The sequence below is a fragment of the Kitasatospora sp. NPDC001119 genome (assembly GCF_053598475.1).
In genome coordinates, this window is sequence record NZ_JBSFKI010000026.1 from 77,184 (window position 1) to 101,099 (window position 23,916).

Here is a 23,916-nt window from a genome sequence, read left to right on the forward strand (position 1 = left end):
ACCGAACGTCAGAAGAGCCGCACCGGCAGCTCCAGCAGGCTGTTGACCACCAGCGAGGGGCTCGGCCGCAGGTCCGCGTCCGGCACCGCGAGCGACAGCCCCGGGAAGCGCTCGAACAGCGCGGGCAGCGCGACCCCCGCCTCCAGTCGGGCCAGCGGGGAGCCCGGGCAGACGTGCGGGCCGTGGCCGAAGGACAGGTGGCGGGACGGGTCCCGGGTGATGTCGAAGACCTCGGCGGTCACCCCGTGCTGGAGCGGGTCGCGGCCGATCGCGTTGTACGAGACCAGCACCGGTTCGCCGGCCGGGATCACCACCTCGCCGACCGGTATGGGCTCGGCGGCGAACCGGAACAGGAAGTTGCTGGTCGGCGGTGTCCAGCGGAGCGACTCCTCCACCACCGCGTCCCAGGACACCTGTCCCGAACGCACCAGTTCCAGCTGGTCCGGGTGGGCCAGCAGGGCCCGCACCGCGTTGCCGATCAGGTTCACCGTCGTCTCGTGGCCGGCCGCGATGATCACCCGCAGGGTGGCCGCCGCCTCCGCGTCGCTCAGCGCCCCGCCCTCCGTGTCGGCCGCCAGCAGCACGCTCGCCAGGTCCTCGCCGGGAGCCGAACGGCGCTGCGCCACCAGGCCGTTGACGAAGGCGTTCAGCCCGGCGACGGTCGCCTGGATGCCCTCCGGGTTCGGCTTGATGCCGAAGAACCGCTCGTACAGGTCGCGCAGCAGGCCGTGGTCCGACTCCGGTACGCCCAGCAGCGAGCAGATCACCGTCATCGGCAGCGGGAAGGCGAAGGCCGTCTTGAGGTCCACCAGCGGCTCGCCCGCCGCCAGGGTGTCCAGCAGCGCGTGGGTGATCTCCTCGACGCGCGGCCGCATCAGCTCCACCCGGCGCGGGGTGAAGGCCTGCGCGACCAGCGCCCGAAGCCGGCGGTGCTCGGCCCCGTCGGTGGTCACCATGCTCGGGCCGGGCACCGCCAGGCCGATCAGCGGCCAGGTCTTCGGGACCTCGCCGCGCTGGTAGGCCGCCCAGTGCGCGGCGTCCTTCACGAGCCGGGCGTCCGTGAGCAGGTCACGTGCGGCGGCGTGCCGCGTCACGGCCCAGGCGGCGACCCCGCCGGGCAGTTCGACCGGCACCACCGGGCCGGCGGCCCGCAGCAGGGCGCCCTCGGCCGCGTTGTCGCGGGCCAGCGGGTCGAGGGCGATTCGGGCCGGGGCAGCGGTCATCGACGTCTCTCTTTCGAAGCTCTGGAGAAGCTCTCTCGAAGCCTTTCGAAGCCATTCGAAAACAGCCGAAGCCTTTCGGAGGTTTCGAGGGCGTTCGAGGGGTTTCGCGGCTCTTTCGAACGGCGGGTGCGGATGGATCAGGCCGGATGGCCGGGGGTGAACGAGACCGGCAGCGCCACCAGCCCGCGCACCCAGGCCGACGGCCGCCACACCAGCGCGTGCTCGGCCACCGCCAGCCGCAGGTCCGGCAGCCGGTCGAGCAGCACCTCGATCGCGGTGGTGGCGATCACCTCGGCCGCCTCCTGTGCCGGGAACGGGCAGCCGTGCTCGCCGTACGAGTAGCTCAGGTGCGCCCGGTTGCCCTCCGCCGGGCGGCCGTCCGGCTGCCGGACGGCCGGGTCGGCGTTGGCCCCGGCGATGCCGAGCAGGACCATGTCCCCCTCGCCGATCCGCTGGCCGCCCACCTGGGTGTCGCGGACCGCCCAGCGTCCGGCGAAGATCTGGGTCGGGGTGTCCTCCCAGAGCGCCTCGTTCAACGCCTGGCTGATGCTGCGCCGGCCGCCGGCCAGCGAGGCCGCGAACCGCTCGTCGGTGAGCATCAGCCGCAGCGTGTTGGAGATCCAGTACGAGCTCGGCTGGTGGCCGGCGATCAGCAGCACCCGCAGGTCGCGCATCACCTCGTCGTGGGTCAGCCCGGCCGGGTGCGCCAGCATCCGCGAGGCGATGTCGGCGCCCGGGTGCTCGGCCTTCTCCTCGACCAGCGCGAGCATCAGCTCCAGCAGCCGTTGGGCGCCGGCCGGCGCGTCCGGGCCGCCGTCCAGCATGGCCAGCAGCGCCGCGATCAACTGCGGCGCCTGCTCCTCGTCCAGGCCGAGCACCCGGCACAGCACCAGCAGCGGCATCCGGTGCGCGTACTCGGCGACCAGGTCGGCCTCGCCGCGCCCGGCGAACTCGTCGATCAGGCCGTCGGCGATCTCCTCCGCGTGCTTGCGCAGCTCGTACGGGTCGATCCCGGCCAGCGCGTCGGTGACCGCGCGCGAACGCCGGACGTGCTCCTCGCCCTCGGCGTAGAGGATCGAGGGGACGGGGGCCATCATCGGCTTCAGCGGCCAGTCGGCGGGCAGCGTCGCCCAGGCGTGCCAGCGGCTGGAGTCGCGGCCGAACAGCTGCGGCCGGCCGGTCACCTGCTGCAGCTCGCGGTAGCCGATGACCAGCCAGGCGGGCACGCCGCCGGCCAGCTCGACCGGGGCGACCGGGCCGTGCGCGGCGCGCAGCTCGCGGTAGAGCTGGGACGGGTCGGTCTGGAAGCGCGGCCCGTACAGCGGCGTGGCGCCGGCGTGCGCCGGGCAGCCCGGGGGCGGGGTGGCGGCGGGCTCGGTCACGGGGTGCTCTCCTCGTAGATCGCGGTGCGGGGCCCGGCCGGGGCTGGCCGCGCGGCGGGGGCCGTCTCGTCCTCCCCGGCGGCAGCGGCCGGGACGGCTCCGTCGGCACCGGCCAGGACGGCTCCGTCGGCACCGGCCAGGGCGGCCTCGTCGGCCCCGGCCAAGGCGGCCAGGTGGTGGACCAGGGCGATCAGCACCCGCTTGCCGGACTCGCGGTCGCGCGCGTCGCAGTCCACCAGCGGCACCTCGGCCGGCAGGTCCAGCGCCTCGCGGACCTGCTCCAGGGTGTGGCCCGGCTCGCCGAAGTTGTTGCGGGCCACGATGAACGGCGTGCCGTGGTGCTCCAGCCGGTCGATGGCGTACCAGGAGTCCTCCAGGCGCCGGGTGTCCACCAGGACGACCGCGCCCAGGGCGCCGCTGAACAGGCGGTCCCAGAGGAACCAGAAACGTTCCTGCCCGGGCGCGCCGAACAGGTACAGCACCTGCCGCTCGGAAAGGGTGATCCGGCCGAAGTCGAAGGCGACCGTGGTGGAGCGCTTGCCCCAGGCGCCGGCCGGGTCGATGCCCTCGCCCGCCTTGGTCATCACCTCTTCGGTGTTCAGCGGACGGATCTCGCTGACCGAGCCGACCAGGGTGGTCTTGCCCACGCCGAAGCCGCCGACCACGACGATCTTCAGCGCGTTGTCGGCCGTCGCCCGCAGCGGGGTGCGCGCACCGGCGGGCCGGACGTCAGCAGCGGCCCGGACATCGGCAACGGGCCGGCCCTCCACGGCGGTCCGGACGCCGCCGACGGCCGAGACGTCAGAGCTGTTGAAGGCCATGCAGCACCTGCTTCAGCGTGTCGAGGTCGGGCAGCCGGGCCTTGTTCGGCGCGAACCGGGGGTGGCGGGCGGTGACCGCCCCGGACTCCAGCAGGTCGCCGAGCAGGATCTTCACCACCGAGACGGGCAGCGCCAGTTCCGCCGCCACCTCCACCACGGCGGTCGGGGCCTCGCACATCCGCAGGATCCGGGCGTGCTCCGACTGCATCCCGGGCGCCGGCTGCCGCTCGGCGACGATCAGGGTCACCAGGTCGAAGGCGTTCTCCGGGGAACGGCTGCGGCCCCGGGTGATGGTGTAGAGGCGGTCCGGGTCGTCGTCGCGCCCCGGAAGCACCGGCCCCGGACTCATGCGCCCACCTCGCTCCGCGCGGCGGGGGCGTCGACCCCCGCGACCCCCGCGACTCCTTCGACCGTCCGCTCGCTCCGCGCGCTCATATGACCGCGCTCTCTTGCGCGGCCTCGCCTTCCGCCGCCCGGGCGGGCGCGCTGAGGTGGACCCCGATCTGCTCGATCAGGCCGTGCATGTTGTGGCCGACCACGCCGACGTCCGCGTCGTCGTCCGTGACCACCGCCAGGTGCGCGCCCTCGCCGGCCGCCACGATGCACAGGATGCCGCCGTGGAACTCGGTCATCGACTGCCGCACGCCGCCGCTGCCGTCGCCGAACTCGATCGAGGCGCCGTGCGCCAGGCTCTGCAGACCGGAGGCGATGGCGGCCAGCTGGTCGGCCTGGTCGGTGCTCAGTCCGGCGGTGTGGCAGAGCTTGAGGCCGTCGGCGGAGAGCACCAGGGCGTGCCGGGTGCCGGGGGTCGCCGCCAGCAGGTTCTCCAACAGCCAGTCGAGGTCACGGTCGGTGGCACTGCTCATCAGGTGTCCTTCTCGGTGACGGGGGAAGCGTCGGGCGTGGTGTCGGGGGCTGTGGTCGGCACCCCGGAAGGGTCGGTGGCCGGCGGCCCGGCAGAGTCGGTGGCCGGAGCCCCGGCAGGGTCCGTGACCGGCGTCCCGGCGGGGCCCTCGGTCGGAGCCCCGGCGGCGGGCTGCCCGGCCGCCGCCGGACGGGCGGCAGCGGCCCGGCGGAACGCGCCGAACCGGCCGGCCGCACCCGCCGCGTCGGTGCCGGCGGGCTTCGCCGCCCGGTCCGTCGCGGGGGCGGCGGTGGCCAGCGTCTGTCCGCGGCGGCGCTGCGGCAGGCCGCTGTCGGTCGTCCGGACGGGCGCGGCCGGCAGCGCGGGCGCGGTGGCGGTCCGCGTCCCGGCCGCGGCCTGCGTCCCGACGCGGGTCCGCTGCGCGGAGGGAGCCGGAGGCAGGGAGGCCGGGGCGGGGCGCGCCGAGGTGAGCGCGGGGCGCGCGGTCTCCGCGGGCGACGCCTGCACCGGTACGGACACCTGGACGGGCGCCGGGGCCGCGGCCGGTGCCGGGTGGGTGACCAGCTGATGCGGGATCAGCATCACCACGCCGGTACCGCCGCGCGCCGAGGGCCGGAAGGAGATCTGCAGCCCGTGCTTGCGCGCCAGCACGCCGACCACCGCCAGCCCCAGGCGGGTACCCGCGGAGAGCGTGGTGAGGTCCAGCGGTTCGGCGGAGACGGCCCGTTCGGCCCGGCGCAGCCAACTGTCGCTCAGGCCCAGCCCGCTGTCCTCGACGGTGACCGCCAGCCCGGCGGGCACCTCCTCGACATAGACGTGCACCTCGGCCGGCGGGGCGGAGAAGTTGGTGGCGTTGTCCAGCAGTTCGGCCAGCGCGTGCATCACGCCCTCGGCCGCGTACCCGGCGACCGCGGCGGTGCTGGCGTTGTGCAGCCGCACCCGCTGGTAGGCGCCGATCCGGCCGAGCGCGCCGCGCAGCACCGACTCCACCGCGATCGGCTTGGCCCAACGGCGGCCCGAGCGGGCGCCGGTGAGCACGGCGATGCTGTCGGCCATCCGGCCCGCCTGGGCGGTCGAGTGGTCCAGGCTCAGCAGGTCGCCGAGGACCTCCTCGTCGTGCCGGTGCTGCATCTCGCGCAGCTCGGCGTGCATGCTCGTGGCCAGCGCCTGGACCCGCCCGGCAGCGGTCGCGCACACCGCGAGCGCGGCGGCCCGCAGCCGCTCGCCGCGGCCGATCTCCTCGCCGACGGCACGCAGCAGCGGGTACTGGGGGTGCTTGCGGTGGACGGCCAGCGCACTGTCCACCGCCGCGCCGGCCCGCAGCTTCGCCACCACCTCGGGCAGCACGCCCTCGGGGATCCGGGCCAGCTCGGCGCGCTCGGCCTCGACCCGGGTCCGCTCAGCCTCCGCCCCGGCCCGCTCGGCGTCGAGTTCGGCCCGCAGCCGGGCCAGCTCGGCGTGCGCGGTGGTGACGTCGGCCTCGGCCCGGGCCTGCCCGGCGCGGGCGGCGTCCCGCTCGGCGAACGCGGCGGCGGCGCGGTCGACGGCGGCCGTCTCGGCCTGCCGGGCCGTGCCCGCGGCGACCAGCGCCGCCCGGGTCTCCTCGTGCTGCGCGGCCAGCTCCTCGGCCAGCCCGCGGGAGCGCTCGACCCCGGCCGCCGCGAGGCCGACGGCGATCAGCCAGAGCACCGTGACGGCGCCCACCGCGAGGGCGGTGAGCGGCTGGTGCGCGCCGAGCGCCCGGGCGACGCCGACCGGCGCGGCGACCAGCGCCAGCAGCACGGCGGCCGCGGTCAGGGCGACGGTGCGCGGCGCGGGCCGGCGGCGCGATCGGCCGTCGGGGCTGGTGGCTTCTCTCATCGGTGCGGTCCTCGGCAACGTCGGCGGGCGGCGGCGCGGGCGGCGGGTCGGCGACGGTTGCGGCCGCCGACAGCTGGTCGGGCGCATACCAGTCCGCCCGGCGACGTAGCGAAACATCTCCGGGCGTCTGATCGGTTCACGCTTTCGGCCGATCATATCGATTCAGACATAGGCCTCAAGCGGCCAGTTGACGGCCAATCTCCTACCTTCACGCCGCCCACACCACACGACGACGCCCCGACGCCCACCCGAGCGCCACGCCTCACACCGTGGGCGCCCGCCCTGTGCCGGCGGCCGCCGACCTCAGCGGCCGCCGAACCGTCGCTCCAGTGCCTCCTCGAAGGTCCCCCGGCCCACCGCCCGATCCGGCGTCAGGTTGCCGCCCGCCCGCAGTCCGCGGCCGGTCGCTCCCGGGAGGGGCAGCGGCAGCAGCAACCGGCGCCTGCCCGCCGCCCGCAGGTAGGCCTCGGCCAGTTCCCGGTACGAACGCACCTGCGGGCCGCCGACCTCCGGGGCGAAGCCGGCGGGCTCCTCCCCCGCCAGGTCCGCGACCGCCGCGGCCACCTCCCGTACGTCCACCGGCTGGCACGCCACCCCGCTCAGCACCGGGAGGACCGGCAGCTTCACGGAGGCGTCGAAGACCTTCAGCACCAGGTCGTGGAACTGCGTCGCCCGCAGCACCGTCCAACCCAGCCCCGACTCCCGCACCACCCGCTCGCAGGCGAGCTTCGTCGCGTAGTACGCGAACGGCACCCGGTCGATCCCGACAATCGACACGTACACCAGGTGCCGCACCCCGGCCTCCCGGGCCCGGGCCACCAGCGTCCGGACCCCGGCCACGTCCGCCTTCTTCTGCGTGGTCGCGCAGTCCACCACCACCTCGACCCCGGCCATCGCCTCCGCAACCCCGGCCCCGCCGACCAGGTCCCCGACCACCCACTCGGCCCCGTCGCCCCCGTCCCGCACCCGCCGGCTCAGCCCCCGCACCGCCACCCCGCGCGCCACCAGCAGCCGCACCACCTCCCGCCCCAACGTCCCCGTCGCCCCGGTCACCAGCACCGTTCCCACCACCGCGCCACTCCTTCCCTGAGAAAACCCGTCACCCCCTACAGACCGGACACCGCCCCCGAACGTGACATCGGCACGCCGGACGCGCTCCGGGACGTCCGGCCCCGCCTGACCGCAGTCCGGATCCGGTGGCAGTTCGCACACACGGCCTCGCACTTGGCGATCTCCGCCGCGACCTCCGACCACGGCTTCCGCTCGGCGATCAGCTGCGACACGTTCGCCGACTTGGCGCCGCGCACGTGGTCCCAGTCGAGGCCCCGGGCCCATCCCCGCCAACCGCAGTCGGCGCAGCCCCGCGCCAGCTTCAACCGGTCGTTCCGCGCCTGGGCCTCCACCATCCGGGCCCAGGACGGAGGCAGCCGTTCCGTCGAACGCCCGCGCTGCCGCATCGTCCGCGCTCGATGGCAGCGGGCGCACCGGACCTCGCACTTGGCGAGCTCGGCCAGCAGCCGGTCCTTGGCGACGCACAGCTGCACGAGGCGGGATATCGTCCCCGCCTTCTGCGTCGGGTCCAGGTGGTCAGGGTCCAGGGCCCGTACATCGGCGTACCCGCAGTCGACGCAGCCGCCGCTCTTCCACTCCGTCACCACGGCCTGAAGCCTGGCCCGCGACCGGCGCAGATCGTGCCCGGCACCGAGCTTCGCGCGCCGAGCGCGCTGCCGCTCCAGTGCGGCGGCCCGGACCTCCGGCCGTTCCCACTTCTTCCGCCGGGCCCGGTTCGCGGCCTCGCGGGCCTCCGGCCTCGCCGCCCTCGCCCGGACGGCCTGCTTGCACTCGCTCTGCAGACCGCTCGGCCTGCTCGCGTTCCTTGGGAAATCAGCGGCCGGGTGGTGGTCCCGGCACGCCGGGCACCAGATCGGGGTCTCCGGTGTGATCTCCGCCGCCGGTGGCCGTCGTGGTGCCCGCTTCGCTGCTCCTGTCGCCATGCGCGCAGCAAAGCAACCCCGACCGACAGAAAAGGCGGGGCGAGGACGTGAAGTCCTCGCCCCGCCTCAGGTTTTCACCTCATCGGGTGAAACCGGGGTCGGGCGCGGTCAGCTGCAGCCGCTGGTGGAGCCGCAGCCCTCGCAGAGGTAGCAGCTGCCGGCGCGGCGCATCTTGGTGCCGCAGGAGAAGCAGAGCGGGGCGTCGGCGTTGAGGCCGAGCTGGATCTCCATCAGCTCCGTGGAGTTGTGGGCCTGCTTCGGGGTCGCCTTGGGTGCCTCGACGACGACGGGGGCCGGGGCCGGGGCCGGGACGGCGGCCGGCTTGGCGGCGACGGGGGCGGACTGGGCGAGCGACTCGGTGTCGAGCTCCTCGGCCTCCAGCGGCTCGTACGAGCCCGTCTCCAGGTGGCGCTGGCGCTCCTCGACGGAGTGGATGCCGAGCGCCGAGCGGGTCTCGAACGGCAGGAAGTCGAGCGCCAGGCGGCGGAAGATGTAGTCGACGATCGACTGCGCCATCCGCACGTCCGGGTCGTCGGTCAGGCCGGCCGGCTCGAAGCGCATGTTGGTGAACTTCGAGACGTAGGTCTCCAGCGGCACGCCGTACTGGAGGCCGACCGAGACGGCGATGGAGAAGGCGTCCATCATGCCCGCGAGGGTCGAGCCCTGCTTGGACATCTTCAGGAAGACCTCGCCCAGGCCGTCGTCCGGGTAGGAGTTGGCGGTCATGTAGCCCTCGGCGCCACCGACCGTGAAGGAGGTGGTGATGCCCGGACGGCCCTTGGGCAGGCGCTTGCGGACCGGGCGGTACTCGACGACCTTCTCGACCACGGCGGCCGGGGTGACCGGGGCGGCCGCCTCGGTCTTCTCCTCGGAGTCCTTCTTCTTGGCCGAGAGCGGCTGGCCGACCTTCGAGTTTTCGCGGTAGATGGCGAGCGCCTTGACGCCCATCTTCCACGCCTCGAAGTAGATCTCCTCGACGTCCTCGACGGTCGCGGCGGCCGGCATGTTCACGGTCTTGGAGATGGCGCCGGAGATCCAGGGCTGGATCGCGGCCATCATCCGCACGTGCCCCATCGGCGAGATGGAGCGCTCGCCCATCGCGCAGTCGAACACCTCGTAGTGCTCCGGCTTCAGGCCCGGGGCGTCCACCACGTTGCCGTGCTCGGCGATGTGGGCGACGACCGCCTCGATCTGCTCGTCCTGGTAGCCGAGGCGCTTGAGGGCGCGCGGGACGGTGCCGTTGACGATCTGCATCGAGCCGCCGCCGACCAGCTTCTTGAACTTGACCAGGGCCAGGTCGGGCTCGACGCCGGTGGTGTCGCAGTCCATCATCAGGCCGATGGTGCCGGTCGGGGCGAGCACCGAGGCCTGGGCGTTGCGGAAGCCGTTCTGGGCGCCGAGGCGGAGCACGTCCTGCCAGGACTTGTTGGCGGCCAGCCAGACCGGGGCGTCCAGGTCGTCGTGGGAGACGGCGTCCAGCGAGGCGTCGGCGTGCTGCTTCATGACCTGCTGGTGCGGGGCCGCGTTGCGGGCGTAGCCGTCGTACGGGCCGACCACGCCGGCGAGTTCGGCGCCGCGGCGGTAGGCGGTGCCGGTCATCAGCGAGGTGATGGCGCCGGCCAGGGCGCGGCCGCCCTCGCTGTCGTAGGCGTGGCCGGTGGCCATCAGCAGGGCGCCGAGGTTGGCGTAGCCGATGCCGAGCTGGCGGTAGGCGCGGGTGGTCTCGCCGATCTTCTCGGTGGGGAAGTCCGCGAAGCAGATGGAGATGTCCATCGCGGTGATGACCAGCTCGACGACCTTGGCGAAGGTCGCCGCGTCGAAGGAGTCGTCGTCGCGGAGGAACTTCATCAGGTTCAGCGAGGCGAGGTTGCAGCTGGAGTTGTCCAGGTGCATGTACTCGGAGCAGGGGTTGGACGCGTTGATGCGGCCGGACTCCGGGCAGGTGTGCCAGTGGTTGATCGTGGTGTCGTACTGGATGCCGGGGTCGGCGCAGGCCCAGGCGGCCTCGGCCATCTTGCGGAACAGCTTCTTCGCGTCGACGGTCTCGATGACCTCGCCGGTCATCCGGGCGCGCAGGCCGAATTCGGTGCCGTTCTCGACGGCGGTCATGAATTCGTCGTTGACGCGGACCGAGTTGTTGGCGTTCTGGTACTGGACGGAGGTGATGTCGTCCCCACCGAGGTCCATGTCGAAGCCCGCGTCGCGCAGGGCGCGGATCTTCTCCTCCTCCTTCACCTTGGTCTCGATGAAGGCCTCGACGTCCGGGTGGTCCACGTCGAGCACGACCATCTTGGCCGCGCGGCGGGTGGCGCCACCGGACTTGATGGTGCCGGCCGAGGCGTCGGCGCCGCGCATGAAGGAGACCGGGCCGGAGGCGTTGCCGCCGGAGGAGAGCAGTTCCTTGGAGGAGCGGATCCGGGAGAGGTTCAGGCCGGCGCCGGAGCCGCCCTTGAAGATCATTCCCTCTTCCTTGTACCAGTCGAGGATCGAGTCCATGGAGTCGTCGACGGACAGGATGAAGCAGGCGCTGACCTGCTGGGGCTGCTTGGTGCCGACGTTGAACCAGACCGGCGAGTTGAAGCTGAACACCTGGTGGAGGAGGGCGTGGGTCAGCTCGTGCTCGAAGATCTCGGCGTCGTCCTTGGAGGCGAAGTAGCCGTGCTTCTCGCCGGCGGCGCGGTAGGTGAGCACCACGCGGTCGATGATCTGCTTGAGGCTCCACTCGCGCTGGGGGGTGCCGACGGCGCCGCGGAAGTACTTGGACGTGACGATGTTGACGGCGTTGACCGACCAGAAGTCGGGGAACTCGACGCCGCGCTGCTCGAAGTTGATCGAGCCGTCACGCCAGTTGGTCATGACGACGTCCCGCCGCTCCCAGCGGACCTCGTCGTACGGGTGCACGCCAGGAGTGGTGTAGATGCGCTCCATCCGGAGACCGCCCTTCGGGGCCTTGGCGCCCTTGGCCGCGGCCTTCTCGGACTTCGACCCGCGTGCGGAACCGCTCGTGGTGTCTGTCACTTCTCGCTCCTCCTCCTGGGCAAACGCCCGAAGTGCCCTGAAAAGTCCGGGCACTGCTGGTTCGTTCTTCCGGTGTGCGGGCAGGCAGGAACCCTGCCTGCTTACGCACGGTTTGTAGTGTTCTGTGCCCCGTTTTCGGGCACGCGTGGGCCCCGCGGGGCCGTGGTGGTGCGGGTGGCTGGGCCCGCGAGGGGCCCGGCGCCTCCTAGGGCGCGGCGGCGGACACGGACACGCAGGTGTCGTCCGCCTCGGGGGTGCGGGGCCGTTCTGCGCGGAGCTCCGCGATGGCGGCCTCGAAGTCTTCCAGTCCGTCGTACGCCTGGTACACGGAGGCGAAGCGCAGGTAGGCGACCACGTCGAGTTCCTTGAGCGGGCCGAGTATGGCCAGCCCCACGTCGTGGGTGGTCAGCTCGGCGCTGCCGCTGGCGCGCACGCACTCCTCGACCCGCTGGCCGAGCTGGGCGAGCGCGTCCTCGGTGACCGGGCGGCCCTGGCAGGCCTTGCGGACGCCGGTGATGACCTTCTGCCGGGAGAACGGCTCGGTGACGCCGCTGCGCTTGATGACCATCAGCGCGGCCGTCTCCACCGTGGTGAAGCGGCGTCCGCAGTCCGGGCACTGCCGACGACGGCGGATGCAGCTGCCGTCCTCGGTGGTCCGGCTGTCGACAACACGGCTGTCGGAGTGCCGGCAGAAGGGGCAGTGCACCTCGGGGTCCCTCCCTGGCAGAACGTTCGGACCTGTTGAGTCTATGCGATGCGCCCCCGGCCTCGGCAAGCTGATCATGCGGGGCGACCACTAGTACTGGGCACGGAGAGGACTGTAGCCACTACATCTAGGAGTCTGGGGGAGGTGAGCGCCTTGGCGTGTCGATGTCGCGAGGGGCCCGATTAGACTGCCGGGGGCGAGTTTCGCTCGAACATTTACTCGATGTACAACAAAGCCTTGATCGAGTCAGTCAACTCCCGAATAATTCACTCGAACGTGTGTTTGGCGCAACCTTTCGATAGGAGGCGCGTTGGGCTGGAAAAGGGGAGAGGACAGCCGTCGAGAGGGGCCGCCGTGAACACGATCGAAAGCAACACCATCCCGGTGCAGGAACACTCCCAGTTCAAGGTGGGGCAGCGCACCACGAATCAGCAGGGTGTGGACAGCAGCATGGACCGTAGCGAAGACCACCGCCTCTCCGGCGCGGCCCTTTCCGGGGCGACCCGCGTTCCCGACCAGCCGATCGAACACTCCACCGCCATGGACGACTCCCACACCTCCCCCGCCCGGGCGATGCCAGGTCGCCCCCCCGGCATCCGCACCGACGAGGCCGGCCTCACCGAGCGCCAGCGCCGGGTGATCGAGGTCATCCGGGATTCCGTCCAGCGCCGCGGCTACCCGCCGTCCATGCGCGAGATCGGCCAGGCCGTGGGCCTGTCCAGCACCTCCTCGGTCGCCCACCAGCTGATGGCCCTGGAGCGCAAGGGCTTCCTGCGCCGGGATCCGCACCGCCCGCGCGCCTACGAGGTCCGCGGCGTCGAGGTGGCCCGTCCGAACACCGCCGAGACGGCCGGCCGGCCCTCCACCTCCTACGTCCCGCTGGTCGGCCGGATCGCCGCCGGCGGGCCGATCCTGGCCGAGCAGACGGTCGAGGACGTCTTCCCGCTGCCCCGCCAGCTGGTCGGCGAGGGCGAGCTGTTCGCGCTCACCGTGCGCGGCGACTCGATGATCGAGGCGGCCATCTGTGACGGCGACTGGGTCACCGTGCGCCGCCAGCCGGTCGCCGAGAACGGCGACATCGTGGCCGCGATGATCGACGGCGAGGCCACCGTGAAGCGGCTCAAGCGCGAGGACGGCCGGATCTGGCTGATGCCGCACAACCCGGCGTACGAGCCGATCAACGGCGACAACGCGACCATCCTGGGCAAGGTCGTCGCGGTCCTGCGCCGCCTCTGAGCGCACCCACGCCGCCCCTGGGCGGCCCCGTGCGCCTCTGAGCGCACCCGCGCCGCCTCGGCGCGCGCAGCAACACGCACCAGCACGCACCGCACCACCACACACACCGGGAAGGGGCTCCTCCGCACAGTGCGGGGAGCCCCTCCGGCGTTCCACGGGCCGGGCGGCCGGGGCCCTCAGCCCCGCTTCACCACCAGCCGCACCGGCGCCGCCGAGGCGTCGATCGACGCCAGCGAGCGGCGCACCTGGTTGCGGTCCGTGGTGTACCAGAACTCCGGCATCGAGGAGCGGAAGAAGCTCCCGTACCGCTTGGTCTCCACCCGCGGGTCCAGCACCGCGACCACGCCCCGGTCGTCGGCCGCGCGCACCAGCCGGCCCGCGCCCTGCGCCATCAGCAGCGCCGCGTGGGTCGCCGCGACGGCCATGAAGCCGTTCCCGCCGCGCTGTTCGACGTCCTTCTGGCGGGCGCTCATCAGCGGGTCGTCCGGCCGGGGGAACGGGATCCGGTCCATCACGACCAGCTGGCAGGCCGAGCCGGGCACGTCCACGCCCTGCCAGAGCGAGAGCGTGCCGAACAGGCAGGTCGTCGCGTCCGAGGCGAACTCCCGGATCAGCTCGCCGAGGGTGTCCTCGCCCTGGAGCAGGACGCGGTGGTCCAGCCGCTCGCGCATCGCCTCGGCGGCCGTCTGGGCGCCGCGCATCGAGGAGAACAGGCCCAGCGTGCGCCCGCCGGCCGCGCCGATCAGCTCGGCCAACTCGTCCAGCATGTCGGGCCGTTCGGGATCGCGCCCGGGGTCGGCCAGGTGCTTGGCGACGTACAGGATGCCCTGCTTGGGGTACTTGAACGGCGAGCCGACGTCGATCCCGCGCCAGTGCGGCACCGCGTCCTCGCCGAAGCCCGCGTCGGCGTCCGGGTTGTCCCCGGCGGTGCGGACGTCCGGCAGCCGCGTCTCGGAGGGCAGGCCGACCGAGGCGGCGACGCCGTTGAAGTCCCCGCCGAGCTTGAGCGTGGCCGAGGTGAGGACGACCGAGCGCTCCTTGTACAGCCCCTCGCGCAGCAGCCCGGAGACGCTCAGCGGGGCGACCCGCAGCGAGGCGGTGCCCAGCCCGTAGCGGTCGCTGCGCTCGATCCAGACCACGTCGTACTCGGAGTCCTCCAGCAGCCGCTCGGCCGTCTCGTGCAGCGCCTCGGCCGAGGCCATCGCCTGCTTGCGGACGGCGTCCTCGTCGCTGAGCCCCTTGTCCCTGGTCTCGCCGAGCGAGGTGATCACCTGGCGGGAGGCGTCCCGGATCGCGGTGACCGCGTACGCGAGGTACTCGGGCAGCTCCTCGACCCGGCCGGGCTGGGCGGTCTCCATCAGGCCGTGGTAGTTCTCGGCGGCGGCCTGGAGCGCGTCCACCGCCTTCTCGTTGGCCAGCCGCGCGGCCCGCTTCACCGCCCGGTTGACGGCGCCGACGGTCAGCTCGGCGGTGGCGGCGCCGGTGACCCGGTTGACCAGCTCGTGCGCCTCGTCCACGATCAGCAGCCCGTGCTCGGGCAGCACCGGCGCGCCCTCGATCGCGTCGATCGCGAGCATCGCGTGGTTGGTGACCACGACGTCCGCCAGCTTGGCCCGCTCCCGCGCCTTCTCCGCGAAGCACTCCTGGCCGTACGGGCAGCGGGTGGCGCCCAGGCACTCCTTGGAGGTGACAGAGAGCTGGGCCCAGGCCTTGTCGGAGACGCCGGGGCTGAGGTCGTCGCGGTCCCCGGTGTCGGTCTCGTCGGCCCAGTCGCGCAGCCGCAGCACGTCCTTCCCGAGCTTCCCGGTGGGCCCGCCGAGCGCGTCCACCGGGTCGAACAGGCCCTCGCCCTCGTCGCTCGGGGTGCCTTCGTTGGCCCGGTGCAGGCAGAGGTAGTTGGAGCGGCCCTTGAGCATCGCGAACAGCGGGCGGCGGCGCAGCACCGGGTGCATCGCCTCGACGGTGCGCGGCAAGTCCCGCTCCACCAGCTGGCGTTGCAGCGCCAGGGTGGCGGTGGCGACCACCACCCGGTCGCCGTGGGCGAGCGCGGGCACCAGGTAGGCCAGGGACTTCCCGGTGCCGGTGCCGGCCTGGACGAGCAGGTGCTCGGCGTGGTCGACGGCGTCGGCGACGGCCTCGGCCATCCGGACCTGGCCGGGGCGCTCCACACCGCCGACGGCCGCCACCGCGGCGTGCAGCAGTTCGGGGATCCGCGAGCGCGGGACGGCGACGGCTTCCTCGGCCTCGTCGCCGAGGACTGCCGCCCGCTGGGATTCGGAGTCGTGGGATTCGGAGTCGTTCGTCATGACCCTCTCAGCCTACGGGGCGGGGGTGACAATCCGGTCCCGTTGCCCGGGCATCCGCACGTCCACGGCGACCAGCGCGTTCGGCACCGTCCCGTACCGGGCGGCGTGCGGGCGGTGCGGGCGGTCCTGGTAGCCGTCCATCAGCAGCCGGTTGCGGTTGAGGCAGAGCCGGTCGATCCGGGGGCGGAACAGGTCGAACAGCTCGAAGCGCTCGCGCAGCTCGGGGAAGCGGTCCTGGTAGCGCAGCACCTCGGCGCGCAGCAGGGCCCAGAACTCGGTCTCGGGCAGTCCGGTCTGCGCCTCCAGCAGCGGGGCGAGGAAGCGGAAGACGCCGATGAACAGCCCGGAGTGGATGAACTGGCAGAGCCCCTGCGGGCTCTCCCGCAGCAGCACCTCGGCCACCTCGTCGGGCAGGCCGCGCAGTTCGGGCAGGTCCTGGGCGCTGAGGTTGACGTCGTCCACGAAGTCCTTGACCGCGAGCCGGACCGGCGCGTCGGTGGGGTCGAAGACCACGATGGCGTTCTCGCCGTGCGGGGAGAAGACCAGCCCGTAGCGGTAGAGGAAGTGCAGCAGCGGCGGCATCATCGCGGCGAACAGCCGGGCGGTCCAGTCGCCGGGGAGCAGGCCGGAGCGGTCGATCAGCTCGGCGGCGAGCGCCCGCCCGTCGGAGCCGGTCTGCAGCAGCGAGGCCAGGGTGCGGGCTCGCTCGCCGCCGTCCAGGAAGGGGCCGAGCGGCTGGCGCCAGATCGCGCCGAGCAGCTCCTTGTACTGGTACGGCGCCTCGGGCAGCTCGCGGTAGAGCGGGTGGTCGACGGTGACGGAGGCGATCTCGCCGAGCAGGATCACCCGGCACTCGTCGCGCAGGTACGGGTCGGTGTCGCGCAGGCCGAGCAGCCAGGCGGTGACGGCGGGCGCGGCCAGCGTGCGCTCGACCGGCAGGCCGCGCCAGACCAGGGTGTTGAGGATGGACAGCGGCAGCTTGACGGTGCAGCGCTCGGGGTGGGCGGTGTTGAAGAAGGAGCGGATGGACTGCTGGGGCAGCCGTGGGTCGCCGTCCGAGGGCAGCGGGACGATCTCGCCGGAGGCGATCCAGGGCGCGAACAGCGGCAGGACCGTCTCGTCCCACTGCCAGGGGTGGACGGGCAGCAGCAGGTAGTCCGCGGCGTCCGGGCCGAGCGCGGCGCGCAGCGCGTCCACGTCGTCGAGCTCGCGGGCGTACAGCTGCTCGGGCCGCTCCAGGCCGGGCACGCCGCGGTACTCGGCGAGCCGGCGGTGCACGGCGATCCACGGCAGCGGGCGCGGGCTGCGGGCCTCCGGGGCCCAGCGGGCGGCGTCGGCGGCGGAGAAGCCGATCCGGCCCTTGTTGGGGACGATCCAGGGGTGGCCGGTCTGCCGGCCCTCCAGCGCGGCGTGGTCGAGGTCGGCGAGTTCGGCGGCGGTCAGCGCGGTGGCGAGCTGGCGGGCGTCGGCGGTGAGGGTGGCGGAGAGCTCGCGGATCAGGTGGCCGGTGGTCTCGCCGCGCAGGCCGAGGGTCTGCCGGGCGTACGGGAGGAAGCGCAGCGGGTCCAGGCCGTCCGGGCGGGAGCAGCGGACGGACTCCGGGTCGACCTGCCAGCTGTCGTAGGAGCCGCGCCGGGCGGTGAAGCGGTACTCGGCCTCGGGCAGCTCCAGCCGGTACTCGCCGGGCTCGTCGCCGGGGACGGGTCGGAGCAGTTCCTCGTAGGCGAACTCGCCCAGCATCTTGGCCAGCAGGGCGCGGCCGGCCCGCTGCCAGTGCCCGGCGGTGAGGTGCGGGGGCAGGTGGAGCGGCGGTTCAGCGGCCGACGGTTGCGGCACGGGTCAACTCCTGGGGGCGGGGGACGGCGGGGGTGGGCTGTTCCACGGGACCGGCGGGGGTGGGCTGTTCTACGGGACCGGCGGAGGTGGGCTGGTCGGCGGGCCCGGCGGGGCCGGGCGGCGCGAAGCCGGTCCAGGCGGTGCGGCCGGGCAGCCGGTGGACGGTGCGCCCGGTGACGGCGTTGAGGATCACGGCGGCCCGGTGGGCGCCGAGTCCGAGGTCGGGGGTGCCGACGCCGTGGGTGTGCAGTTCGGCGTTCTGGACGTACAGCCCGCCGGTGAGTCCGGGCCGGGTGGCGACCCGGTGGTCCGGGTCGACCCGGTAGCGCCCGGCCTCGTCCCAGTCGATCAGTTCGGCGAGCGGTTCGAGCGCGGCCGGGCGGGCCGCCCGGTAGCCGGTGGCGAGCACCACGGCGTCGGTGCGCAGCAGGTGTTCGGCGCCGGAGTCGGTGTGCCGGCAGTGCAGTTCGAGGCCGCCGCAGGGGCCGGGGCGGGCGGCGTCGACGGCGGTGCCGGGGGTGATCTCGACCGGGGCGGCGTCGATCGGGCGGCCGATGGTGCGCTCGTAGAGGTGGTCGTGGATCTCGGCGAGGGTCTCGGCGCTGGCGGCCTTGTGCAGCTGCCACTGGGCGGTGACCAGCGCGTCCCGGACGGCCGCGGGCAGGCCGTGGAAGTAGCGGGTGTAGTCGGGGGTGAAGTGCTCCAGGCCGAGCTTGGAGTACTCCATGGGGGCGAGCGCCCTGGTCCGGGTGAGCCAGCGCAGCCGGACGTCGTCGCCCTCGTGGCGCCGGAGCAGGTCGAGGAAGACCTCGGCGCCGGACTGCCCGCTGCCGACGACGGTGATGTCGCGGGTGCCGGCCAGGTCGGCACGGCGGTCCAGGTACTCGGCGGAGTGGAAGGCCCGCGGGTGGCCGGCCAGCGCGGCGAAGGCCTCGGGCAGTACCGGCCGGGTGCCGACGCCGAGGGCGAGGTTGCGGGCCCTGACCTCGGAGCGCCGGCCGGTCGCGGTGTCGGTCAGTTCGGCGCGGTACCAGGGCGCCTCCCAGTGCAGGGCGGTGACCTCGGTGCCGAAGCGGCAGTTGGCCAGCCGCTCGGCGGCCCAGCGGCAGTAGTGGTCGTACTCGCGGCGCGGCAGCTGGAAGCGCTCGGCGAAGTAGAACGGGAACAGCCGGTCCTGGTCGCGCAGGTAGTTGAGGAAGGACCACGGGCTGGTCGGGTCGACCAGGGAGACCAGGTCGGCGAGGAACGGCACCTGCATCCGGGCCCCGTCGACCAGCATCCCGGGGTGCCAGCGGAACTCCGGGCGCTGGTCGCAGAAGAGCGTGCGCAGGCCGGGGACGGGTTCGGCGAGTGCGGCGAGCGAGAGGTTGAACGGGCCGATGCCGACGCCGAGCAGGTCGTACGGAGGGGGTGTCGAGGTGTCCACAGGGTCGTCCTAGGCGGGGAGTTGGGCCTGCGCGGCGGGCCCGTCGGCCCGGTCGCGGACCATCAGGGCGGCGCGCTTGTCGGGCAGGTCGAGTTCGGCGGCGGCCCGGAATCCGGCCCGTTCGAAGGCCCGGACGGACCGCCGGTTGCGGACGTCCGGCTCGGCCACCACCCGTTCGCAGCGCGGATTCCGGCGGAGAATCAATTCTGCGAGGGCGGCCAGCAGGACGGCGCCCAGGCCGCGGCCGCGGCTGGCGGCGGGGCCGAGCAGCAGGTGCACGCCGGTGTCGTACGGCCGGGCCGGGTAGTGCGCGGCGAGCGGGTCGAGGTCGGCGCGGTAGACCTCCCAGTAGCTCATCGGCTCGCCGTCGAGCAGTCCGAGGCACGGGAGGCTGCGGCCGTCGCCGTCCAGTTGGGCCCGGACGTGCCGTTCGGTGACCTCCGGCGGCCCGGCGAGCTCCCAGAAGGCGTCGACCTCGGGGTCGTTCATCCACCCGGCGAGCAGCGCCAGGTCGGCGGGCAGCCGGACCGGGCCGAGCCGGAACTCGCCGACCGGGGTGGGGACGGCGCCCCACCCGGACAGGCCGTCCGGCACCCGGCACCCGTCGTCCGTCATCAGGCACCCCCCACCGGGTTGGGGATGTCCACGTACACGGACTGGCTGGCGACCGGGCCGACCAGTTCGTCCATGCCGTTGACCCGGGTGAGCAGGTTGGCCTTGCAGGGCAGCGCGGGCGCGTCCAGCAGCAGCGCGGGCAGCGCCGAGCCGGTGGCGGCGGCCCGGGGGCCGGCCAGGAACCGGCGCAGCGCGGCCAGCAGCACCGTCTCGTCGGCGAGCCGCTGGGAGCCGAGGGCGCCGATCAGGCCGAGCACGTGGTTGATGCCGAGGTAGTAGGCGAAGTGGTGGTCGATCACGTCGTCCGGCAGGAAGGTGTCGCTGTCCGCGCCGAGTCCGGGCAGCCGGGCGGCGAGCCGCGCGGCGGCGCTCTCCCGGTAGTAGTAGCCCTGGTTGTCGCGGTAGCGGCCGCCGCAGGGCCAGCCCTCGGCGTCCAGCAGGACGAGGCTGTTCTGCTGGTGCGCCTCCAGGGCGATGCCGCCCCGGCCGTCCAGCCAGAGGATCGGCAGCACGACCGCGTCCAGGTAGCGCAGGAACCATTCGGCGGCCACCGTCGGCAGCGGGCGGGCGCAGCGGACGGCCAGGGCCCGCAGGGTGTCGCCGAGCCGGGAGGGCACGGTGTCGCCGGTGCCGAGCGGCTGTTCGGCGACCAGGCCGGCGACGCACAGCGCCCGGTCGGTGGGCGCGAAGGGCTGGGCGCGCAGCACGGTGTCCAGGCCGCCCGGGTCGCCGAGGGCGGGGTGGTCGACGCCGATCCAGGCCGGGTCGCGGACGATGTCGAAGCCGGGGTGGGCGGCCCGCCACTCGGCGGCCAGCCCGCTCTCCAGCAGCCGGTGCATCTCCAGGCCGCGGTGCAGTTCCTTGCGCAGGTTCTCCCGGCGGGAGTTGGTGATCCGCAGGCCGAGCGAGAGCTTGAGCATCCACGGGGTGCCGGGCCGGTAGACGGTGCGCACCGAGGAGGTGGGGTACCAGGGGTCGCCGGCCGGGCCGAGGTCGTGCAGCAGCCCGTCGGCGAGCAGGGCGGCGACGGCCGGGCGGTGGGCGAGTTCGCGGGCCTGCCAGGGGTGCAGCGGGACGGCGGCGGTGCCGGGCGGCAGCGGCACGGCGCCGTCGAGCAGGCCGGCGGTGAGCCGTTCGGCGCTCTCGGCGACGGCGGAGCCGGCCGCGAGCAGTTCGCGGTCGACGGCGTACCAGTGCAGTTGGAAGGAGCCGTGCAGTTCGGGCGAGTAGGCGGCGCTCTGGGCCGGGCCGAGGCCGTCGCGGCTCTTCGGCGTGGGGTGCAGCGGGTGGCCGAGCAGCAGGGACTGCTCGGCGGCGAGGAAGTGCGAGCGCTCCGGCCCGCCGGGTACGGCGGCGGTGCGGCGGTGGGCGAGGATCTCGGCGGTGCGCACGACCGAGTCGCCGACCCTGGCGGCCAGGTCGGCGACCTGCCCGGGGTCGGGCCGTTCGGCGGCCGCGGCGGCGAGCAGCGCGGCGGCGGTGACGGCGTCGACGGGGGCCTCGCGGACGTCCCCGGCCGGGCCGGTCTCCCCGACCGCGAGGGTGGCGGGTCCGAAGCGGTGCCAGCCGCCGGGCGACCAGTAGCGGACCGGGGCGGTGAGCCGGGCGGCCCCGCCGAGGACGGCGATCCGCAGCCGGCCGTCCGGGCCGGGCCGGGCTCCGGTCTCCCGGGTCCAGCAGCGCAGCAGGGCCTCCAGTCCGGCCTGTTCGGCGGCGACGGCCGGGTCGGGGTGCAGCAGGAGGTCGTGCCCGTGGGCCCGCTCCACGGTGGGCGACGGTACGGGCGGGGCGACGGTGAGGGCGGCGGTGCTCAAGGCTGCTCCTTGGGGCGCGTGGGGGTGCGGACGCGCACTGTGGTGGAGGGGTCGGCGGGCGCTCGCACCGTCGCGTCAGGTAAGGGTTACCTATCCCTGACGGGTGATCACAAGGAGGACTCACTCGTCAGGGTGAAGATCGGGGATTGTCCACCAACGGGGCCCGATGCCCTGCTGCGTCGGCGGACCGGGCGGGCCCGGATCACGGATCGGTGACCTCCGGCCCGCACCGCAACCCGGGGGGCGGGCAGCGCCGTCCTCGTCCGCGATGGAAGACTCCATGGCGGCGAACCGCCGCACCGCGAACCGGCCGGACACGCACCACCGCGGTGCGCAACCGCCGGCCGTGACACCACCGGGCGGCCCGGCACCGACCGGCACCGACCGACCGAGCACAGGGGGAAGCGCACAGATGCCCACGATCCACCGGTCAGCCCTGGCCGCCGCCCTGGCCGCGGGCACCCTGCTCGCCGTGACCGCCTGCGGGCCGGACGGCCCGGCGGGCGGCGGGACGAGCCCCGCACCGCCGCCCTCCACCGAGTCGACCCAGGCCGCGGGTTCGGGCGGCGTGATCGGCGGGATCCCGCTCCCGTCCGGGCTGCCGACCAGCCTGCTGGAGGGACTGCCCAGGAGCTGGGACGACCTGAAGAAGTGGAAGTACGAGGACTGGGACAAGTGGGCGTCCAAGCACGTCTTCAACAACCCGGTGGTGAAGGACTTCTGGGACCCGGACAAGATGGGTGACTCCAAGCCCGCCGACCCGGCCCCGCCCACCGCCAAGCCCGCCCCCGCCACGCCCAAGCCGGCCACCGACGACGGCGTGACCGACCCCGATCCCGCGGCGGTCAAGGCCGTGACGGTGCCCCGCCCGTACCTGAAGCAGCCCTCCGGCAAGGTGTTCTTCTCCGCCCAGGGCGGCCGCGGCAACTGCTCGGCGACGGTGATCGCCGACCCCCAGCACCCGGGCAAGAGCAACCTGGTCTGGACGGCCGGGCACTGCGTGCACGAGGGCAAGGGCGGGAACTTCTACAAGGACCTGGTCTTCGTGCCCGCCTACAACAACTCCGGCGCCTCCAGCGGCGGCAAGCGGGCCCCGCTGTCCGAGCTGGCCCCGCTCGGCACCTGGTGGGCCGACCAGGTCACCACCTCGCCGCAGTGGATGGTCGAGGGCGGCGGCACCGGCGACGCCGCCAACCAGTACGACTTCGCGGTGATGCGCGTGCACAACCAGAACGACACCGGCAAGTCCCTGGAGGAGACGGTCGGTTCGGCCGTCCCGGTCTGGTTCGACGCGCCGCGCGACCAGCTCAAGGTCTCGGCCGTCGGCTACCCGCTCGCCAAGCCGTTCGACGGCCAGGAGCTGTACAAGTGCGACGGCGGCAAGCCCACCCGGCTCTCCTTCGACGCCAAGCGCCCGACCATGCTGACCATCGGCTGCACCATGACCCAGGGCGCCAGCGGCGGCGGCTGGTTCGCCACCATGCCGGACGGCCGGACCGCGCTGGTCAGCAACACCTCGATCGGCACCCAGGAGCACACCTCGCTGAGCGGCCCGTACCTGGAGGCGGTCGCCCGGCAGGCGCTGGACTGGATCTCCAAGAAGTAGCCGCCGCCGACGGGGGGCGGTAGGGAACCACCAGCACAGCACGGGGGGACGAGCCAGCATGCCGAGAACCACCAGCCGTCGGCGCCGGGCCGCGACGGGCGGCGCCGCGCTGCTCGCCGCGCTCGCGCTGGGCGCGGCCGGGTGCGGCCCGGACGGCCCCGCCCGGCCCGCCACCGCGCCCCTCGCCCTGCCCAGGTCGTCGCCCACCAGCCCGGGCGACCTGAGCGGCTGGAAGGTGGACGACTGGGCCCGCTACGTCGCCGAGAGCGCCTTCGCCAACGACGCGGCGCCCGGCGCCTGGACGGCGGCCCGGATGGACGCCGCCAGGCCCCGGCCCACCCCGGAGTACTCGCTGACCGCCCCCGCGGCGGCCGGCGTCGAGCGGGACGCCCCGCCCGCCGCCGTCCCGGCCAAGCCGCAGCCGCACCCGTACGGACCGGTCGGCTCGGTGGTCGGCCGGCTCTTCGCGACCACGCCGCAGGGCGACGTGTCCTGCTCCGCCACCGTGGTCTCCGATCCGGTCAACCCGGGCCGCAGCAACCTCGTCTACACCGCCGCGCACTGCCTGCACGACGGCAAGGGCGGCGGATGGCTGAAGAACCCGGTCTTCGTGCCCGGCTTCAACCGGGACGGCCAGGCGGTCCACGGCAAGGCGAACGCCGACCGGCTGGTCGCCCCGTACGGCCGGTGGACGGCGGTGCGCGCGCTGGTCTCGCCGACCTGGCTCCAGGAGAGCGGCGTCGGGGCCCACCACCAGTACGACTACGGCGTCCTGCGGGTGCGCGGCGAGGACGGCTCCGGGAGGTCCCTGGAGGAGACGGTCGGCGGCTCGGTGCCGATCTGGTTCAACGCCCCGCGCGACCAGATCACCGGGACCGCCGCCTACGGCTACCCGGCCGAGCGGCCGTTCGACGGCCTGGAGCTCGAGCACTGCGACTCCCCGCTCGCCCCCGGGCTGCTCTCCTTCGACCGGGACCGCCCGCCGATGTACGTGATCGGCTGCACCATGACGGCGGGCGCCGCCGGCGGCGGCTGGTTCGTCATCCGGGACGGCAAGCCCAACCTGGTCAGCGTCGGCGCGGTCGGCAACCGCAACCCGGCCGGCTACCAGGCCGGCCCCTCCCTCCAGGACCAGGCGAAGCAGGCCTTCGACTACTTCGCCAAGAACGTCCGGTAGCACCGCCGGAAACACGGAGGGGCCCCGGGAC

18 protein-coding genes are annotated in these 23,916 nt (G+C 73.8%); 3 read left to right on the top strand and 15 right to left on the bottom strand.

All coding sequences use genetic code 11. The features are described from left to right. Positions 1-8: 8 nt before the first annotated feature. The 10 genes from ACWDD9_RS29100 to nrdR all read right to left on the bottom strand — a co-directional run bounded on the left by ACWDD9_RS29100 (position 9) and on the right by nrdR (position 11,869). Positions 9-1,223 carry a cytochrome P450 family protein gene (locus ACWDD9_RS29100; RefSeq protein WP_449813198.1) on the bottom strand — a complete coding sequence of 405 codons (1,215 nt, stop codon included), beginning with the start codon at positions 1,221-1,223 and terminating at the stop codon, positions 9-11. 137 nt (positions 1,224-1,360) lie between these two features. Next, entirely contained in the window at positions 1,361-2,605 is a 1,245-nt protein-coding gene (locus ACWDD9_RS29105; RefSeq protein ID WP_449813199.1) for a cytochrome P450, read from the bottom strand. Then, complete coding sequence (locus ACWDD9_RS29110) at positions 2,602-3,375, bottom strand: GTP-binding protein (RefSeq protein ID WP_449813216.1); 774 nt, start codon at positions 3,373-3,375, stop codon at positions 2,602-2,604. The genes ACWDD9_RS29105 and ACWDD9_RS29110 overlap by 4 nt, the downstream gene beginning before the upstream one ends. 31 nt (positions 3,376-3,406) lie before the next feature. Further along, entirely contained in the window at positions 3,407-3,775 is a 369-nt protein-coding gene (locus ACWDD9_RS29115; RefSeq protein ID WP_049653110.1) for a DUF742 domain-containing protein, read from the bottom strand. 82 nt (positions 3,776-3,857) lie between these two features. Next, the gene (locus tag ACWDD9_RS29120; RefSeq protein WP_049653112.1) at positions 3,858-4,292 is read right to left on the bottom strand and encodes a roadblock/LC7 domain-containing protein; all 435 of its coding nucleotides are present in this window, start codon (positions 4,290-4,292) and stop codon (positions 3,858-3,860) included. Beyond that, a complete protein-coding gene (locus ACWDD9_RS29125) occupies positions 4,292-6,151 on the bottom strand; it encodes an ATP-binding protein (protein WP_449813200.1) in 1,860 nt (619 codons plus the stop codon). Before ACWDD9_RS29125 ends, ACWDD9_RS29120 begins: the two co-directional genes overlap by 1 nt. A 303-nt stretch (positions 6,152-6,454) precedes the next feature. Next, positions 6,455-7,222, bottom strand: a complete 768-nt coding sequence (locus ACWDD9_RS29130; protein ID WP_449813201.1) for an SDR family oxidoreductase — start codon at positions 7,220-7,222, stop codon at positions 6,455-6,457. 35 nt (positions 7,223-7,257) lie between these two features. Next, positions 7,258-7,809, bottom strand: a complete 552-nt coding sequence (locus ACWDD9_RS29135; protein ID WP_449813202.1) for a hypothetical protein — start codon at positions 7,807-7,809, stop codon at positions 7,258-7,260. 444 nt (positions 7,810-8,253) lie between these two features. After that, positions 8,254-11,163 (bottom strand): vitamin B12-dependent ribonucleotide reductase, encoded by a 2,910-nt coding sequence (locus tag ACWDD9_RS29140; RefSeq protein ID WP_375876198.1) that lies wholly within the window; start codon positions 11,161-11,163, stop codon positions 8,254-8,256. A gap of 205 nt (positions 11,164-11,368) precedes the next feature. Next, entirely contained in the window at positions 11,369-11,869 is a 501-nt protein-coding gene (gene nrdR, locus ACWDD9_RS29145) for a transcriptional regulator NrdR (protein WP_049653458.1), read from the bottom strand. Between the two features lie 540 nt (positions 11,870-12,409). Here nrdR and lexA point away from each other — a divergent pair. Next, positions 12,410-13,105, top strand: a complete 696-nt coding sequence (lexA, locus tag ACWDD9_RS29150) for a transcriptional repressor LexA (protein ID WP_063780202.1) — start codon at positions 12,410-12,412, stop codon at positions 13,103-13,105. Between the two features lie 176 nt (positions 13,106-13,281). On the opposite strand, the gene ACWDD9_RS29155 is transcribed toward lexA, so the two are convergent. From ACWDD9_RS29155 to ACWDD9_RS29175, 5 genes are read right to left on the bottom strand one after another with little or no spacing between them, the layout of a single operon-like run. Next, positions 13,282-15,411 carry an ATP-dependent DNA helicase gene (locus tag ACWDD9_RS29155; RefSeq protein ID WP_449813203.1) on the bottom strand — a complete coding sequence of 710 codons (2,130 nt, stop codon included), beginning with the start codon at positions 15,409-15,411 and terminating at the stop codon, positions 13,282-13,284. A 12-nt stretch (positions 15,412-15,423) separates the two neighbouring features. Then, positions 15,424-17,247: an IucA/IucC family protein gene (locus tag ACWDD9_RS29160; protein WP_449813204.1), complete on the bottom strand. Its 1,824-nt coding sequence runs from the start codon at positions 17,245-17,247 to the stop codon at positions 15,424-15,426. Next, the gene (locus tag ACWDD9_RS29165; RefSeq protein ID WP_388050118.1) at positions 17,225-18,673 is read right to left on the bottom strand and encodes a lysine N(6)-hydroxylase/L-ornithine N(5)-oxygenase family protein; all 1,449 of its coding nucleotides are present in this window, start codon (positions 18,671-18,673) and stop codon (positions 17,225-17,227) included. Before ACWDD9_RS29165 ends, ACWDD9_RS29160 begins: the two co-directional genes overlap by 23 nt. 9 nt (positions 18,674-18,682) lie before the next feature. Beyond that, on the bottom strand, positions 18,683-19,396 hold the full coding sequence (locus ACWDD9_RS29170; RefSeq protein WP_388050183.1) for a GNAT family N-acetyltransferase: 714 nt from the start codon (positions 19,394-19,396) through the stop codon (positions 18,683-18,685). After that, a complete protein-coding gene (locus ACWDD9_RS29175) occupies positions 19,288-21,102 on the bottom strand; it encodes an IucA/IucC family protein (protein WP_449813205.1) in 1,815 nt (604 codons plus the stop codon). Before ACWDD9_RS29175 ends, ACWDD9_RS29170 begins: the two co-directional genes overlap by 109 nt. Before the next feature lie 412 nt (positions 21,103-21,514). Here ACWDD9_RS29175 and ACWDD9_RS29180 point away from each other — a divergent pair, with 412 nt between their 5' ends. Then, the gene (locus tag ACWDD9_RS29180; RefSeq protein WP_049658939.1) at positions 21,515-22,708 is read left to right on the top strand and encodes a trypsin-like serine peptidase; all 1,194 of its coding nucleotides are present in this window, start codon (positions 21,515-21,517) and stop codon (positions 22,706-22,708) included. A 58-nt stretch (positions 22,709-22,766) separates the two neighbouring features. Further along, positions 22,767-23,885, top strand: a complete 1,119-nt coding sequence (locus ACWDD9_RS29185; protein WP_380740134.1) for a trypsin-like serine peptidase — start codon at positions 22,767-22,769, stop codon at positions 23,883-23,885. Positions 23,886-23,916: the final 31 nt, after the last annotated feature.